We start from the raw sequence: 14,948 nt of genomic DNA on the forward strand, positions 1-14,948 counted from the left end.
GGACGGCGAAGGGGTAGTGGCGGGACATTCGGATCATGCCCTTCGAACCTCTCACCCACGAGCCCGCCGTCGAGCAGGGCCAGGCCGTCGAAATCGCCCGCGACCTGGTGGTGATCCCGAATCACGGCGTCGACCTCGTCCCCAACATCGGCGTCATCGGCGGTGCGCACTCGGTGCTCGTCGTCGACACCGGACTGGGGCCGCGCAACGCCGAAAAGGTGCTCGCCTTCGCCGCCGAACACGCCCGCGGCCGCCGCCTGTACCTGACCACGACGCACTTCCACCCCGAGCACGCGTTCGGCGCGCAGGTCTTCGCGGACCACGCGACCTACCTCGTCAACAGCGCCCAGGCGGCGGACCTGGTCCACAAAGGACCCGGCTATCTGGAGATGTTCCGCGGCCTCGGCACACCGGTCGCGCGGAACCTGGAAGGCGTCGAACTGGTCGCTCCGGACGTGGTCTACGACGACGCCCACGAGCTCGACCTCGGCGGCCGGGTCGTGCGGCTGGCGGCCACCGGACGCGCCCACAGCAAGGGTGACCAGGTGGTGACCGTCCCGGACGCGGGGGTGCTCTTCACCGGGGATCTGGTCGAAACCGGTCAGTTCGCGATCTTCCCGTGGTTTCCGCCGTACGACACCGACGTCTCGGGAAAGCGGTGGATCGAAGTGCTGCGACGGCTGGACGCCGCCGGGCCGGACCTCGTCGTCCCTGGCCATGGCGACGTCTCCGGACGGCGGATCCTGACCGACGTCCGCGAATACCTCGAACTGCTGCGTGACGAGACCTGGAAGCGGCGCGACTCGGCTCTCCCCGAAGAGACGATCGCCGCGGAGGTCGAAGCGCTGATGATCGAACTCCATCCGGAATGGGAAGGCCGGGACTGGATCTCGAAGGGCGTCGGCTGCCTCTGCGCGGAGCACTCAGGCCATGAGACAGCAAGCGCCGGTGAAGCAGCCGAAAGCCCCTCCGCTTGACGAGTTCTTCGCATTGTCGAAGTGATCGATCACGAGGTCCACTTCGGTCTGACCCAGCGAGGAGACGTCGACCCCGGAGTCGGCGAAGAAGCGGTGGACAGCCTCGGAAACGGTGTTCTGCATTGGAAATCTCCCTTTGAACCTGCGGTGTTCGGTACCGAAATCGTGCAGGTTCGGCCCCTTCCGCCGACAGTGCGAAGCAGCATGGACGACGTGTGGCTTTCGTCTGCTCCACTCGCGTGAACCGGGGCGCGCAAGTGGAGCACCCGTCATCGGGACCACCCCCGCCCGCTCAGGAGGGCGGACGGCTAGTCTCTTCGATGGCGAAAACCGCCATGCACCACGACGCCGGGAGATCTGAACCGCCATGCTGGACCGAGCAGTCATCGACGCCCTCTTCCCCGCCGACCTGCCCGAACCCGAGCACTGGGAGCAGCGTTACCCCGCCCGCGATCTCCCCGAGGGCGCACTGGTCACCCGCTTCGGCCCGTCGCCGACGGGCTTCGTCCACATCGGCGGCATCTACGTCGCGACCATCGATCAGGACGTCGCCCGTCGCAGCGGCGGCCGCTACCTGGTCCGGGTCGAGGACACCGACCGGTCCCGCGAGGTCGAAGGCGCGATCGACCAGTTCGAGCGCGGCTTCGGCTACTTCGGCCTCGCCGCCGACGAGGACATCCACCGCGGCGGCGACTACGGCCCGTACCAGCAGTCCGAGCGCGAGCAGATCTACCTGACCTACGTCCGCCACCTGCTCCGCCTCGGCCGCGCGTACCTCGACTTCGCCACCAAGGACGAACTCGCGGCGATCACCGCGCGGCAGCAGGCGACGAAGCTGCCGACCGGCTACTACGGCTCGTGGGCCATCTGGCGCGACGCCGACCCCGCCGACGTCCAGGCCAAACTCGACGCTGGCGACCCGTACGTCGTCCGGTTCCGCGCACCGGACGACACCGGCGCCCGCGCCCGGTTCACCGACGCCATCCGCGGCCCGCTCGAAGCCGAAGCGAACCGCAACGACGTCGTCATCCTGAAGAGCTCCGACCAGAGCCCCCGGCTGCCGACCTACCACTTCGCGCACGCGGTGGACGATCACCTCATGCGTGTCAACCTGGTCATCCGCGGTGACGAGTGGATCTCCTCGGTGCCGGTGCACCAGCAGCTGTTCGACGCGCTCGCCTTCGAGCCGATCACCTACGCGCACATCGCGCCGCTGATGAAGCAGGAAGGCGGCAGCAAGCGCAAGCTGTCCAAGCGCAAGGACCCGGAAGCGAGCGTCGACTTCTACATCGAGTCCGGCTACCCCGCCAAGGCCGTCCTCTACTACCTGCGCGGCCTCGCCAACGGCCGTCTTGCCGAAATGCCGCTGGACCAGGCCCTGAGCGAGCCGATCAACCTCGACGAATGCGGTGTCGCCGGCCCGCTGGTGGACCTCGTCAAACTCGACGACATCTCGGCCGACCACATCGCCACGCTGTCCGGCGCCGAGATCCTCGAAGAGGTCCGCGCCTGGGCGGAGCGGTTCGACCCGGCGCTGCGGACCGTCCTCGACGCCGAGCCCGAGCTCGCGCTCCGGGCGCTCGCCGTCGAGCGCGACGGCGCCGAGAACCCGCGCAAGGACCTGAAGAAGTGGAGCGAGTTCCGCGCCGTCTACGGCTTCTTCTTCCCGCAGCTGCACGCCGCCGTCGCCGGCCCCGACGACGAGCGGATCGCCGCGCTCGGCGTCGACCGCGAGGTCGTCCAGGCCGTCGCGCGTGACTTCGTCGGGAACTACCAGCAGCTCGACGACGGCCAGGAGTGGTTCCAGCAGATCCGCGAGGTGGCGGCGAAGCACGGTTTCGCGAAGAACGCCAAGGAGTTCAAGAAGAACCCCGAGGGCTTCCCGGGCTCCATTCGCGAGGCTTCGCAGATCATCCGGATCGCGATCACCGGTTCGACCCGGAGCCCGGACCTGCACTCGATCACGCAGGCGCTGGGCCGCGAGGAGACGCTGAGCCGGTTCGCCGGTCTCGTCGGCTAGCCGGTCGTGACTAGCCATGATCATTTCGCGCGCCGCCTCCAGTAACGACCTTGCCCACCGGTTCGACTACGGAGGCGACCCGGATTCCGTCGTCATCGACCCCACCGGCCTCGACGAGCACAGCGCCATCCTGCACGGCAAACTCTCCGGAGAATTGACCGGCTGAAACGCGCGAGCACCGACAGACGACTTACCCATCACGCAAGTAGGGAAAGTTGTGGTCAATGAGCGCTGATCGCGTTGTTCAACTGTGCTGGGAGTTCCGGCGGGTGGCCGCAGACGGCCGAGCGACGCTGTCGTACCCCGGGATCTCGGTGGTCCGCCGAAGGCAAGGCGAAATCGTCGACCGGACCTGGCTACCGGTCGGGGAAGAACCCACCTTCGCCGACGACGAAGCCCTGATCGCGGTCCTGCACGCCGCGTGGCGCTGGAGCAGGAACGCCGCGTAGACCGTCCACTTCGGACGGTCTACGACCGGTTCACTCCTCGCCCGATTTGTACCGCCGCCGGAGTTCTTCCTCCTGCTCGCGCGGCGACTTGTCGACCCAGCGGCCGTGGACCAGGTCGTTCTCCGTGTAGTCCGCACGCCGCGAGGCCCAGCTCGGCATCATGATCTTGCGGGTCCCGCCTCGCCCGCGATCGCGCAGATCGGTGACCACGGCGATGCCGATCACCAGTACGAGTACACCGAGTAGGACCCAGATCACGACCATGTCCGCTCCCCCGCAGATGAGTCAAGTTCCCCAGGGTAGCGCGACCGAGCCCCTCCCACGGAGGCCTTTTCCGCGGCATCCGTGGGAATCTCGCGATTCCGGGAGAGCGCGGGCGATCAGCCCCTGGCGTTCGGGTTGATCGCGTCGCCGGCCAGTCCGGTGGCGGCGTCGCCGAGCGCACCGGTGGAGTCGACGACGCCCTGACCTGCGGCGGTGGCCGAATCGACGGCGCCCTGTCCCGCGGCGGTGGCGTTCTCGGCGAGGCCCTGGCCGGTCTCGGTCAGCCCCTCGGCGGACTGGGTGACCTGGTCGGCGGCGCCGGAAAGGTCGACTCCGGTCAGCTCGCTGACCTTGTCTCCCGCCCCGCCCAGCAGTTCTGCGGCCTTCTCCTTCAGCGAGTCGAACAGGCTCATCAGGGGGTACTCCTCGGATCGGTCGAGCACGGAACGGGTGAAAGTTCACCGTACAGGACAAATCGGGCACCGTGTGCGACGGTCACCCGCCGGAGCCCTCACTGCGAAGATCCTCAGCGGCGAGAGGCCCGAACGCCCTTGTCCGCGCGCAGCGAATAGCGGACGTCACACGCGCTCATCATCTCGTCGTCATGGGTCGCCACGATGACGACACAGCCGCGCCGGGCCAGATCACCGAGGAGGTGGATGACCCGCGCCCGATTGGATTCGTCGAGTGACGCCGTCGGCTCATCGACGAAGACGGCCTGGGCGTCCTTGTAGAGGGCCCTGGCGATCGAGAGACGCTGTTTTTCGCCGCCGCTGAGATGCGCGGCCTGTTCCTCGTCCCGGCCGGTCAGCCCGGTCAGCTCGAGCACGGCCTTCATTTTCTGCTGGTCCCCGATCACTCGCGAGCCGAAGACCCCGGCCTTCATCACCACGTTGAAGGCGACCGACTCCTCCTCCATCACGCCGTAGTCCTGGAGGACGAAGGCCCCGGAATCCTTCCAGAACCGTCGCCGGGCCCGTGCGTTCCAGCCGCCGGTGTCGGCGCCGTCCACCAGGATCCGGCCCGAGGTCGGCCGCTGCAGCAAACCCAGGCAGTGCAACAAGGTCGTCTTGCCGCAGCCGCTGGGCCCGACGAGCGCGGTCATGGTCCCGGGACCGCAGGAGAGCGAGGCGTCGTGGACGATTTCCCGGCCGTCGATGACGACGGAAACGGCGTCGGCTCGTATTTCCATGATGGAGGTCTTCCCGTCTAGAGAGTGCGTCGCCGGACGTTGGCGAAGGTCCAGCGAGTGGCCAGGAGATGCGTGACCGGTGAGGCGACGAGGCAGAGTACCGCCGCCGCCGTCGCGAGCAGCGCGCCATCGCCGCCGCGGAGCAGGATGACCATCACGGCCAGCGCGGCGCCCACAAGCCATTCCGGAGCGACCCGCCCGGCGAGGATTTCGGACCAGCGCTGCCCCGCGAGCCGGAGCGGGAAGTCCCGCCGGGCGTGCAGGACCGCCGCGATGAACGCCGCGATGAGCGAAGAAACGACCAGTGCCACCAGAAGGGCCACCAAGGAAACCCCTTCGAGCCAAGCGAAGTACGCGGTGAACTGGGCGAGCAGGATCCCCTCCTCCGCCGCGTACTTCACGTTCGCCTTGTACTGCAGGTCGTGCTGCGCCAGCAGAGCTTGAGTGGGGCCGAGCCCGGTGAACACGAGATTCCGGCTGGACGCGATGGACGCGAGGAAGTCGTCGTTGAACGTGGCGTGCAGATCCGGGACGACGGCGACGATCGCGTCCGCGGGGAACACCAGTTCACCGCTTCCGGCCACGGCCAGCGGAAGCTGTTCCGGCTGCGAGAAGTGGTAGAACGAGAACTTGCCGAGCACCTCGGCCGCGGTCCCGCCTCCGCGCTTCCACAGCTCCAGGTTCTCCACCAGGAACTTCTGCGCACTGCCTGGGATCTGCTCCGAAGGGAGCGGAGCCAACTGGCCTTTCCCGTTGCCCAGCATCAGTTTCAGCCAACCCTGGCTGACCAGCGCCAGGTGGCCGGAGGGCCCCAGGTCGACACCTTCCACGGTCTCCCCGTTCCAGGTGTAGGAGAGCGCGACGTCGCCGCGTTGTTCCGCGTCGCGCACCACGTCGCCCACCTTGCCCATGATCTCCTGGAACCCGCTTTCGCCCATCGCCGCGGGGAAGGACAGGGCGACCTGATCCGCCAGGGATTTCCATTGGGACTGCTGGAGAGCGGTGTTCCTGGCGTTCGCGTAGGCGGTGTACGCCGGGGAGACCGCGGCCAGCACCAGAACGAAGGTGAGTGCCTTGAGCACCACCGAAACCCCGCGCAGGGATTTGACGGCGGGATCGCGGTTGGCCAGCATCGCGGGCCCAGGCCAGGACGCCACGGACATCACCAGCGCGCACAGCATCGTCACGACGATCACGATCGCGTCGAACATCAGCAGGATCGAGAGGTAAAGCGGCGCGAAGACCCACCCTTGCGTGGCACCGATGACGACGACGGCGGCCGCGTCGACGACGACGGCGGCCAGAACCATCGCGAACAGGAAGCCCCGCAGATCCTCGTACTGGATCCGCCAGGTCGAAACGCCGGCGAGCGCACGGAGCGCCCGGCCCCTGGCCTTGACCGAAAGCCAGTACAGCACCAGCGAAGCCATCAGGGCGGTGGCCGCCAGCAGGCTCATCAGGAAGCTGCCCTGCCGCGCCACCGATTCCAGTGTCGTACCGAGATCGTTGTCGTTCCACTTGGCGATCACCTGATGCGCCGTCAGCCACTCCCGGAACTCGGGAAGCCGGTCGGCCGAACCGGTGACGAGGTATTGACCGCTCGCGTATGAGTGTTCGAGCGCCGCGTTGCTCCTGATCTCGGCGTCCTTCTCGTCCCCGAAACGTGTTATCCGCTCCGGGAATTCGTCCGCGGCACCGACCTTCACGAAGACCTGGCCGGACTGATCGCCGCCGAGATCCGGCGCGACCTTGAGGAGGCCGGCCCCCAGACGATCGCTCAGGCGCCCCAGTTCACCGATCGCCTCTCCGTCCGACAGGCCGGAACTGACGAAGTCCAGCTCGACGACGGACTTGGTCCCGAGTTGCTGCGGATAGGTCCGGTCGTGCAGGTTCGCCATCAGGGTCACCGCGACCGCCAGCAAGGCGAACAGCATCGCCGAAACCGCGACCACTACTTTTCTGTGCAACGACTTTCCTTCGATCGCTGTACCGGGCGACGATCCCCGTCGTATCCGGCCGACGCGCGACCGGCCGGATACGACGGGGTTTCGGATCAGCAGGTGCGGTAGTAGTACGCGTCGTCGGCACCGGGGGTGTTGACGGCGTACTTCTCCGCGGTGGATCGCTGGCCGGCGGCCGTGTTGGCGCTGCGCACCAGGTCACCGTTGAGCTTCACGGACGACCCGTGACACCTGTTCACGGTGTAGTACGAACGGACCTTGACGTTCCAGAAGCCGTACTGCCACGTCCCTCCGCTCGACGGATACTGCGTGCTCGGGCCGGGATGCAGCCAGGCCATCGCGGGCGGTGCCGCCACGCCGACACCCACGAATCCGAACGAGGCGATGACGGCCGCGGCCACGCCCTTTCTGATTCTATTCGTCTCCACTTTCGCTTCCATTGTCGAACACGCTCCCCATCAGGTTGAGAATACACCGATTACCACAAGGCGATCGCCGATATTTCCGGATCCGGACGAACAGAGAACACGAAAGAGTAAATGCGATTCTCGACCACGACTCGCGGTCGACTCTTGAAACCCCAGAACCCCCACCGTGTCACCCGATCGTGTCTCAGACCGTACGAGCACCCTCATGATCGAAACAACCCGACGCCAGGTAACAAAAGGATAAAGCCGCCCAAGGGCGATTTCCCGTCGACAATTACGGGATGGTTGAAAAAGAACCTATTCACCGGCTATGGTGATCATTCGATTGAATCCTGCGAATATCCGAGTTCGATCGCCCGCGCCGCATCGATACGCACTTTTACGCTTCGAAGACCGCGGTATCCGCAAATCGATCGAAACCTGCCGATTACGCTAAGGACTTCGCTTAGCGATTCTTTAGCGGGGGACGGATGGAATCAGGCTCCGCGCGCGGAAGACCGGCCGTGCACGGATCGTCGGGGTGTCGACACTCAGAGACAGGGCGGGGTGTAGCGGTCGACGCGCAGTCCCCGGAAGTCGAGTTCATTCGGGGTCTTGCCGACGAAGACGAGGCCACGCGCCTCGGCCAGCGCGGACGCGAACGAGTACGACGGCTTCCCGAGTTCGGGCAGCGTGGTCCACGCGCCGGGTGCGAAGCTGAAGAACCTCTTCACGAGTTTCCCGCCGGTCGACGGCACCTTCGTGAGCCACTTGTCGCCGCCACTCCAGTGCGAGGCCGGACGCAGCTGCACGTAGAGGTCGTCGGTCGCGCGGTAGGTCATCCAGAAACCGGCGGATTCCGAAAGATCGGCCTGCGCCTCGAACCGGTTCCCCAGCCATACGACGATCACGTGCCACTCGGCATTGAGGAAGGTCACCTTGGCCGCGTATCCGCCGCGTTCGCGGACGAGGAGGCTGCCGGTCGCCGGGACCGTCGTCCCCTCACCAGACGCGAGCCACTGCTGCAACCGGTCGATCGACGGGGTAGCGCATTCACAGCCGTGCCGCGGCGGCTGCCCGCCGGACGCGTTCGCCGTCGCCACGGGGGCGGCGAGTGAGACCAGAAGCACGGACGCGGCCACCGCGAGCGTCCTGCTGAAGGGGATCCTGGAGCCTCCGCGCATTCCGGGAAGTTAGCACAGCGGTCGCCGAAACCGCCGCACAGTGGGAAAGGGTGCCCCGGTGAGCGGGACGAGTCCACTGTGGATGGTCGCCGGTCAGCTCGCGAGCAAGTCGTCCAGTTCGGCGGCGAAGAGTACGGCGGGATCGAAGCCCATACCGGCGAAGTGCCCGGCGAGTTCGAGTGACAGGACGCCGTGGATCCGCGTCCAGAACGTCACGGCGCGCCGGAGCACCGAGGGTGACGCCGGATGGTCGCCCGCCCACTCCCGACGGTCTGCGAGATGGACGTCGAACGGCGTCACCCGCCCGGCCCCGGGACGCGCCGCGTGGACGTCGAGCAGCACCGCCATGATCTCGTTCGAGATCTTCGTGGTGTCGCCGGGCGCGTGATAGCCGGGGATCGGCGTGCCGTAGACGAACAGGTAGCGCTGCGGGTCCGCCAGCGCCCATTCCCTGATGGCGTAGGCGACTTCACGGGCCGACCCGGAGGCCGCCCGGACGGCGTCGGCGAGGCTCCGGTAGGCGTCGCGGATGAGGTCCGTGATCAGGTCGTCGCGGTTGGCGAAGTACCGGTAGAGCGCGGGACCGCTCATGCCGACGTGTTTGGCGATCGCGTTGAGGGACAACGCCGAGACACCCGTCGTGGCCAGCTGCTCCCACGCGTGCTGCTTGATCTCCGCGCGCACCTTGGCCCGGTAGCGCTCGCGCGAGGTCTTCCCGTCCGTGTCCATCGACTACTCCTTCCTGGCTTCACTGAGAGTTAGAGGCTATCACTTTCCTTATTGACATTTACTCAGGTTTGGTTATAGCTTCTAACTATCACTACTAATGCTAACCGGGCGGCGGATGAAGAAGTCTCATGTCCCACCCGAACCTTCAGGAGGAAACGATGTCCGCCCCGACACTCGACCGTGAGCGCACGGTCCGCCGCGCCCCGCTGTCCGTCCTCATCTCCGCCTGGGCGGTGCCGATCATGATCGTCGGCCAATTCGCGATGATCGCGATCGTCCCGGTCGTCATCGTCCTGATCGACACCCTGCGCGACACCCGGCTCAAGACACTCCACTGGGGCGCGATCGCCCTCACCGCCGCCTACGCGACACCCTTGGCACTCTGGGCGATCGGGCCCCAGCGCGCGCAGAGTCTTTCCAAGGACATGCATCCCGTCTTCGCCGCGATGATCGTGGCCGTGGGGCTGGCGTTCGCGGTCGCGTACCCCGTTTTGCGCCGGAAGGCCCGCCAACCTCGTGAGGGGGTAAGGCAAACGTGGTGTCCGTGAAGGCCTCCTTCCCTACGCTCAAAGTAGGGAAGGAGGCTTTCGCTACCGTCGGATGTGATCCTTGGTGACAGTGGGACCGCTGTGACCTCGGCGGCCGGGTCGTCAAGTACATGAAGGCCCCCTCCTTGCGCTAGGCGCAGGGGCCCGGCAAAGTCGAAATCTTGCAGGTCGGTCGACTATTCCTGCACTGTCGCGGGACCGCACGCATCGGTGGTGGAGCTTGATCAACGGAAGATCAGGGGCACTCAACGTCCCTGATCTTCCGTTGATCAAGGGCGAGCCGAGGTAGGGCAGGCCTGATCCGGACCGCCAGCGGGGCTTCAGTGTCCACAAGGGACACCAGCGGGCGATTGCGCGTCCGATTGATGCCACTATGTACGTTTCTGTGCGGGATCGTGAGTGATAATGAGGGTTATTGAGGGGTAAGGCAAAGGTGGCGTGGTGGGTGGTAAGTCCGTGAAGGCCTCCTTGAGGGACTCTGGGTCCCTCAAGGAGGCCTTCACGGACTTCAAGACGGGACGTTGATGTCACAGCCGTCCCACTGTCACCAGGGATCACGCCTGACGGTAGTGAAGGGCTCCTTCACTATCGTCAGCGTAGGCAAGGAAGCCTTCACCACCAGGGAAACGCGTAGGCAGCAGCGACCACAGCCCGCGACACGACACGTTTGACTTACCCCTCAATAACCCGAAACGCCACTCACGACCCCGGTAGCCCGAAGGAAGCCTTCCGCGAGGCCCGGCGCAACGTCGCGAGTACGGCGGGACCCAGCACCAGGATCGCCACCGCGTTGGTGATCGCTCGCCCGGTGTCCCATCCGGCCGTCGAAGTCAGCAGTGTGAACACCGCGAACCGGTGCAGGTTCTCCAGCACCGGGCCGCCGGGCACGTACGAGAGGTGACCGTCGTGGTACGGCACTTCGGCGTCGGTGATGAACGGCCAGAACCACAGGTTCATCAGGAGTCCGAACACATACGCGACGAAGATCCCGTAGCCGACCAGCATCGCGATCTCGGCCTTGCCGGTGACCCGGCGCGGCAGTAACCCCGCCCCCATCCCGATCCAGGCCGAGCACATCATCTGGAACGGCAGCCACGGCCCGACGCCCGCGGTCAGCAACGCGGAAGCGAACATCGACGTACAGCCCAGCACGAAACCGAAGCCGGGCCCGAACACCCGGCCCGCCAGCACCAGGATGAAGAACACGGTCTCGATACCCGCCGTCCCCGCCCCCAGTGGACGCAGCGCCGCGTTCACCGCCGAAAGAACCCCGAGCATCGCGAGGGCCTTGGAATCCATGCCCCCTTCGGACATCTCGGCCAGCACGATGACGATCAGGACCGGAAGGAGCCCGATGAACACGAACGGCGCGTCGGGGCCGTGCTGCGTCGCCTGCGGTTCGACGCGGACCAGGAGCGGCCACACGAACATCATCAGTCCCGCGAGCGACGCGAGCGCGAGCACCGACGCCGAGCGCGGGCCCAGCCGGACCGCGGGCGCGGTGGTCACCGGACCTCCTGCGCGAGCGCGCAGCGGACGTCGTCGACGGTGAGCCACGGTTCGCCGAGGATCTTGGCGACCTGCGTCGCGAACGCCGGCGAGCCGCCCAGTACCTCGGCGGTCGGGCCGTCGGAGACGATCTCTCCTTCCGCCATCACGACCACGCGTTGCGCGACCGTCGCGACGAACTCGACGTCGTGCGTGGCCACGACGACCGCCTTGCCCTCGGCCGTCAGTGACGCGATCATCTGCGCCAGCGCGGCCTTCGCCGTGTAGTCGAGGCCTCGGGTGGGTTCGTCCAGCAGCATGATCCGGGGCGCGGCCGACAACTGCACCGCGAGCACGAGCGCGAGGCGTTGCCCCTCCGACAGATCGCGCGGATGTGACTCGGGGTCGATACCAGGAGCGAGCCTTTCGAGCAGGGCCCGGCAACAACCCGGTTCCGCACCCGATTCCGCGTCGGCGGCCTCGCATTCGGCGGCGACGGTCTGCAGGTAGAGCAGGTCGCTCGCGGTCTGCGGCACCATGCCGACGAGCGCGCGGGCCGCCGAACTGCTCAGCGCCTTCGGGTCCTTGCCCTCGACGGTGACCTTGCCGCCCTGCCGCGGGCCGGACCCCTGTACCGCCCACAGCAACGACGACTTGCCGGAGCCGTTGCGGCCCATCATCGCCAACACCTCGCCCGTCCGCAGGACGAGATCGACCTCCCGTACCGCGACCTTCGGCCCGTACCGGACCACGATTCCGGACGCGGTGAGCACCTCCTCGCCCTCGGTGGCGGTCCGGGCCGGCGGAGTCCCCAGCGACAGCGAGGAAGCTCGACGGCGGGCATCGCGTACCGTCATCGGCAGCGGGTCCCACCCCGCCATCCGTCCTAATTGGACGATGGGCGGCGCGATGGGCATGTCCTTCAGTACCTCCGGCGGCGGGCCGTCCACCACTCCCCCGGTCCCCGGGACGTAGATCATCCGGTCCGCGAACGGGATCACCCGTTCCATGCGGTGTTCGGCCATCAGCACCGTCGTGCCGAGGTCCTCCACCAGCCTGGCCAGCGTCGCCAGCACCTCCTCGGCCGCGGTCGGGTCCAGCGCCGACGTCGGTTCGTCCAGCACGAGCACCTTCGGATGCGTGGTGAGCACCGAGCCGATCGCCACCCGCTGCTGCTGTCCGCCGGACAGTGTCCGCAACGCGCGCCTGCGCAGTTCCGCGATGCCGAGGAGATCCAGTGTCTCCTCGACGCGGCGGCGCATCACCTGCGGATCGAGGCCGAGTTGTTCCATGCCGTACGCCAGTTCGTCCTCGACGGTGTCGGTGACGAAGCCCGCGAGCGGGTCCTGTCCGACGACACCGACCAGATGCGCGAACTCGCGGGGCGGCCGCGACCGTGTCGTGACGCCGTCGACGGACACCGTGCCTTCCAGATGACCGCCGGTGAAATGCGGGACGAGGCCGTTGATCGTGCCGAGCAGCGTCGATTTGCCCGCCCCGGTCTGGCCCGCGAAGAGCACGAGTTCGCCCTCACCGATGGACAGCGTCACGTCGGACAGCACCGGTTCGGAGCGCCCGCGGTAGGTGAAGGAGACCTGATTCAGTTCGATCATGCGTGCACTTCTTCTTCGAGCGCGGCGTACGGCGGTTCGGGGACCGGGGTCAGGAAGGCGGGCAGCACTCCGGCCAGTACCCCGAGCAACGGGCCCCACGACAGCGACGGCCAGGACAGGTGGAGCAGTGACGGGTTGAGGTCCATCGGGTTCACGCTGGAGGTCATGAACAGGACGCCCGCGACCCCGATTCCGCTCGCCGCGACGACGAGTTCCGCCGGCTGCCAGCGATCGGGCCGGTAGCGGGTGCGCTGGACCCGTTTGCCCGCGGACCAGAATCCGGCGAGCCCGATCACCACCCCGGCGGAAAGCACCGGTGCGGCGAGGAATCTGGGGGTCGAACCGTCCAAAGTGGCGTAAACGCCGACGCAGACGCCGAGCAGGCCGACGATCATCAGCGTGCCGGTGAGCAACCGGGCACGCGCCTCGATCGTCCCGGCCCGTCCGTAGCCGCGGGAGTCCATCGACGCGGCGAGCTGCAGCGAGCGGGACAGCGCGTCTTCCAGGACCGGGATGAGGACGGCGTGCAAGGCTTTCATCTTCTTGCCCGAACCACCCCGCAGTTTGCGGGCACGCCGGACCCGCAGCACGCTCTCGGCGAGCTGCGGGAACACCGACAGCGCGACGATCACCGCGGTGCCCACTTCGTACAACGCGGACGGCATCGCCTTGAGCAGGCGTTTCGGGTTCGCCAGCGCGTTGGCCGCCCCGAGGCAGATCACCATCGCGGCCAGCCGCATCCCGTCGTAGAGCCCACCCAGCAACGATTCCGCGGAGACGTCGCCGAACAGGCGGATGCCCGCCGCCCACGCGGGCAGCGGGATTTCGGGCAGCCGCAGGATGATCGTGGAGCCCTCGGCGCCGCCGAACACGAACCGGAAGAACAACCGGACCGCCACGATGAGCGCGCCGAGGTAGAGGTAGAGCCGGAACGCCAAGGCCCACGGAGCTTCGGTGCGCCGGGCCACGACGACGTATCCCGCGACGGCCACGATGGTCAGCAGCAGCCACGGGTTCGTCGTCCTGGCCGCCGCGACGGCGAGGCCGAGCGCCCACACCCACCAGGCGGCCGGATGCAGGTCGCGCGGCAGGAAGTACGACGTCATCAGGTTCCCTGTGCGCGTTTACGTCTGCGTGCCACCAGGAATCCGGCCACGCACAACATCAGGACGGCCGCTCCCGCCGCGAAAGGGGCCCAGCCGCTCGCGCCGGATTCGCGGTCGATCGCCGCGTTGACGTCCTCGGCGTTCTCGCCACCGGTGAACGCGACGTTGCCCGACGGGTCGTTCGCTTGCGGCCGCGCCGACGCGCTCGGACGCGGTTTGGGCGGCGGCAGCGCGCCGGCACTCTGTCCCGCCGCGGGCGGCTCGCCCGCACCCGCACCCGCACCCGGGCCCTCGCCCGCGGGCGGCTGCTGGCCCTGCCCGGTTCCGGCCTGCGGCCGTTGGCCCTGCCGTTCGGCGGGATCACCGGTGGCCGGCTTCGCCTCCTCAGGTGGCGCGCAGGGCTGGCTCTCGGTACCCGGCCGCACCGCGGCGATCCGCGGGACCGGATTGTTCGCCGTGGTGGCGTTCAGCGAGAAAGACCAGCCCTCGAACCCGCCGGGGATGAAGTCACGGTTCTTCACACCCCATTGGCTGTAGTCCCAGGCGCAGTTGTTCGAGGCTTGCCAATAGGACCAGTACGCCCCGGAGGGAGGCGTGTCGACGCACAGCTCGCGGTACTGTTCGCGCCCGGCGACCGGAAGCTGCTCGGTCGCGGACGGCCGGTTCTCGATCCGGCAGACGAACGACTCACCCCAGCGCTGCACGCCGGCGATCTGGAAACCCGCGCCCTTGAGCGCGTCCAGCCCGGTGCCGCGGGTCGGCTGAGGATTGCAGCGCACGATCGTCGTGCCACCGAGCTGCTGGAAGTCGACGACGACGGTGACCCCGGTGCCGTCCTTGCAGAAACCGGGATGCCCCTTGCTCTGATCGATCGCGTGCGCGGACGGCGTGGGGGGGGGGGGGGGGGGGGGGGGGGGGGGAGAGGGGGGGGAGGGGGGGGGGGGGGGGTCCCCCCCACGCCACTGATCGTTGTCGCATCAGGACTCCGAATCGGTGGGGGAGTTGGTGTT

The 14,948-nt window shown here is 67.5% G+C and carries 16 protein-coding genes; 5 read left to right on the forward strand and 11 right to left on the reverse strand.

What is annotated here, in order from left to right:
* Nucleotides 1-35 precede the first annotated feature (35 nt).
* The 4 genes from ACZ7KI_RS37840 to ACZ7KI_RS37855 all read left to right on the forward strand — a co-directional run bounded on the left by ACZ7KI_RS37840 (nt 36) and on the right by ACZ7KI_RS37855 (nt 3,446).
* Nucleotides 36-977: an MBL fold metallo-hydrolase gene (locus tag ACZ7KI_RS37840; protein WP_470277816.1), complete on the forward strand. Its 942-nt coding sequence runs from the start codon at nt 36-38 to the stop codon at nt 975-977.
* A 367-nt stretch (nt 978-1,344) separates the two neighbouring features.
* A complete protein-coding gene (locus ACZ7KI_RS37845) occupies nt 1,345-2,997 on the forward strand; it encodes a glutamate--tRNA ligase (RefSeq protein ID WP_470277817.1) in 1,653 nt (550 codons plus the stop codon).
* Between the two features lie 16 nt (nt 2,998-3,013).
* Nucleotides 3,014-3,163: a hypothetical protein gene (locus ACZ7KI_RS37850; RefSeq protein ID WP_470277818.1), complete on the forward strand. Its 150-nt coding sequence runs from the start codon at nt 3,014-3,016 to the stop codon at nt 3,161-3,163.
* 58 nt (nt 3,164-3,221) lie between these two features.
* A complete protein-coding gene (locus ACZ7KI_RS37855) occupies nt 3,222-3,446 on the forward strand; it encodes a hypothetical protein (RefSeq protein WP_470277819.1) in 225 nt (74 codons plus the stop codon).
* A gap of 30 nt (nt 3,447-3,476) precedes the next feature.
* Here ACZ7KI_RS37855 and ACZ7KI_RS37860 read toward each other — a convergent pair whose 3' ends face one another.
* From ACZ7KI_RS37860 to ACZ7KI_RS37890, 7 genes are all read right to left on the reverse strand, one after another.
* Nucleotides 3,477-3,710: a hypothetical protein gene (locus tag ACZ7KI_RS37860; RefSeq protein ID WP_470277820.1), complete on the reverse strand. Its 234-nt coding sequence runs from the start codon at nt 3,708-3,710 to the stop codon at nt 3,477-3,479.
* Nucleotides 3,711-3,826: 116 nt separating this feature from the next.
* Nucleotides 3,827-4,123, reverse strand: a complete 297-nt coding sequence (locus tag ACZ7KI_RS37865; protein WP_470277821.1) for a hypothetical protein — start codon at nt 4,121-4,123, stop codon at nt 3,827-3,829.
* Between the two features lie 113 nt (nt 4,124-4,236).
* On the reverse strand, nt 4,237-4,902 hold the full coding sequence (locus ACZ7KI_RS37870; RefSeq protein ID WP_470277822.1) for an ABC transporter ATP-binding protein: 666 nt from the start codon (nt 4,900-4,902) through the stop codon (nt 4,237-4,239).
* 17 nt (nt 4,903-4,919) lie between these two features.
* The gene (locus ACZ7KI_RS37875; RefSeq protein WP_470277823.1) at nt 4,920-6,869 is read right to left on the reverse strand and encodes a hypothetical protein; all 1,950 of its coding nucleotides are present in this window, start codon (nt 6,867-6,869) and stop codon (nt 4,920-4,922) included.
* An 86-nt stretch (nt 6,870-6,955) separates the two neighbouring features.
* Nucleotides 6,956-7,264, reverse strand: coding sequence for a lactococcin 972 family bacteriocin (locus tag ACZ7KI_RS37880; RefSeq protein WP_470277824.1), 309 nt, complete (start codon nt 7,262-7,264; stop codon nt 6,956-6,958).
* A 557-nt stretch (nt 7,265-7,821) separates the two neighbouring features.
* Nucleotides 7,822-8,412: a hypothetical protein gene (locus ACZ7KI_RS37885; protein ID WP_470277835.1), complete on the reverse strand. Its 591-nt coding sequence runs from the start codon at nt 8,410-8,412 to the stop codon at nt 7,822-7,824.
* A 135-nt stretch (nt 8,413-8,547) separates the two neighbouring features.
* The gene (locus tag ACZ7KI_RS37890; RefSeq protein WP_470277825.1) at nt 8,548-9,183 is read right to left on the reverse strand and encodes a TetR/AcrR family transcriptional regulator; all 636 of its coding nucleotides are present in this window, start codon (nt 9,181-9,183) and stop codon (nt 8,548-8,550) included.
* A gap of 158 nt (nt 9,184-9,341) precedes the next feature.
* Here ACZ7KI_RS37890 and ACZ7KI_RS37895 point away from each other — a divergent pair, with 158 nt between their 5' ends.
* Entirely contained in the window at nt 9,342-9,731 is a 390-nt protein-coding gene (locus ACZ7KI_RS37895; RefSeq protein ID WP_470277826.1) for a hypothetical protein, read from the forward strand.
* 699 nt (nt 9,732-10,430) lie between these two features.
* Here ACZ7KI_RS37895 and ACZ7KI_RS37900 read toward each other — a convergent pair.
* From ACZ7KI_RS37900 to ACZ7KI_RS37915, 4 genes are read right to left on the reverse strand one after another with little or no spacing between them, the layout of a single operon-like run.
* The gene (locus ACZ7KI_RS37900; protein WP_470277827.1) at nt 10,431-11,240 is read right to left on the reverse strand and encodes an ECF transporter S component; all 810 of its coding nucleotides are present in this window, start codon (nt 11,238-11,240) and stop codon (nt 10,431-10,433) included.
* Nucleotides 11,237-12,832 carry an ABC transporter ATP-binding protein gene (locus ACZ7KI_RS37905; RefSeq protein WP_470277828.1) on the reverse strand — a complete coding sequence of 532 codons (1,596 nt, stop codon included), beginning with the start codon at nt 12,830-12,832 and terminating at the stop codon, nt 11,237-11,239. The genes ACZ7KI_RS37900 and ACZ7KI_RS37905 overlap by 4 nt, the downstream gene beginning before the upstream one ends.
* Nucleotides 12,829-13,938 (reverse strand): energy-coupling factor transporter transmembrane component T, encoded by a 1,110-nt coding sequence (locus ACZ7KI_RS37910; protein WP_470277829.1) that lies wholly within the window; start codon nt 13,936-13,938, stop codon nt 12,829-12,831. The genes ACZ7KI_RS37905 and ACZ7KI_RS37910 overlap by 4 nt, the downstream gene beginning before the upstream one ends.
* A complete protein-coding gene (locus ACZ7KI_RS37915) occupies nt 13,938-14,717 on the reverse strand; it encodes an ABC transporter substrate-binding protein (protein ID WP_470277830.1) in 780 nt (259 codons plus the stop codon). The genes ACZ7KI_RS37910 and ACZ7KI_RS37915 overlap by 1 nt, the downstream gene beginning before the upstream one ends.
* Between the last annotated feature and the right edge of the window lie 231 nt (nt 14,718-14,948).

It is taken from the genome of Amycolatopsis sp. NPDC039088, assembly GCF_055598845.1.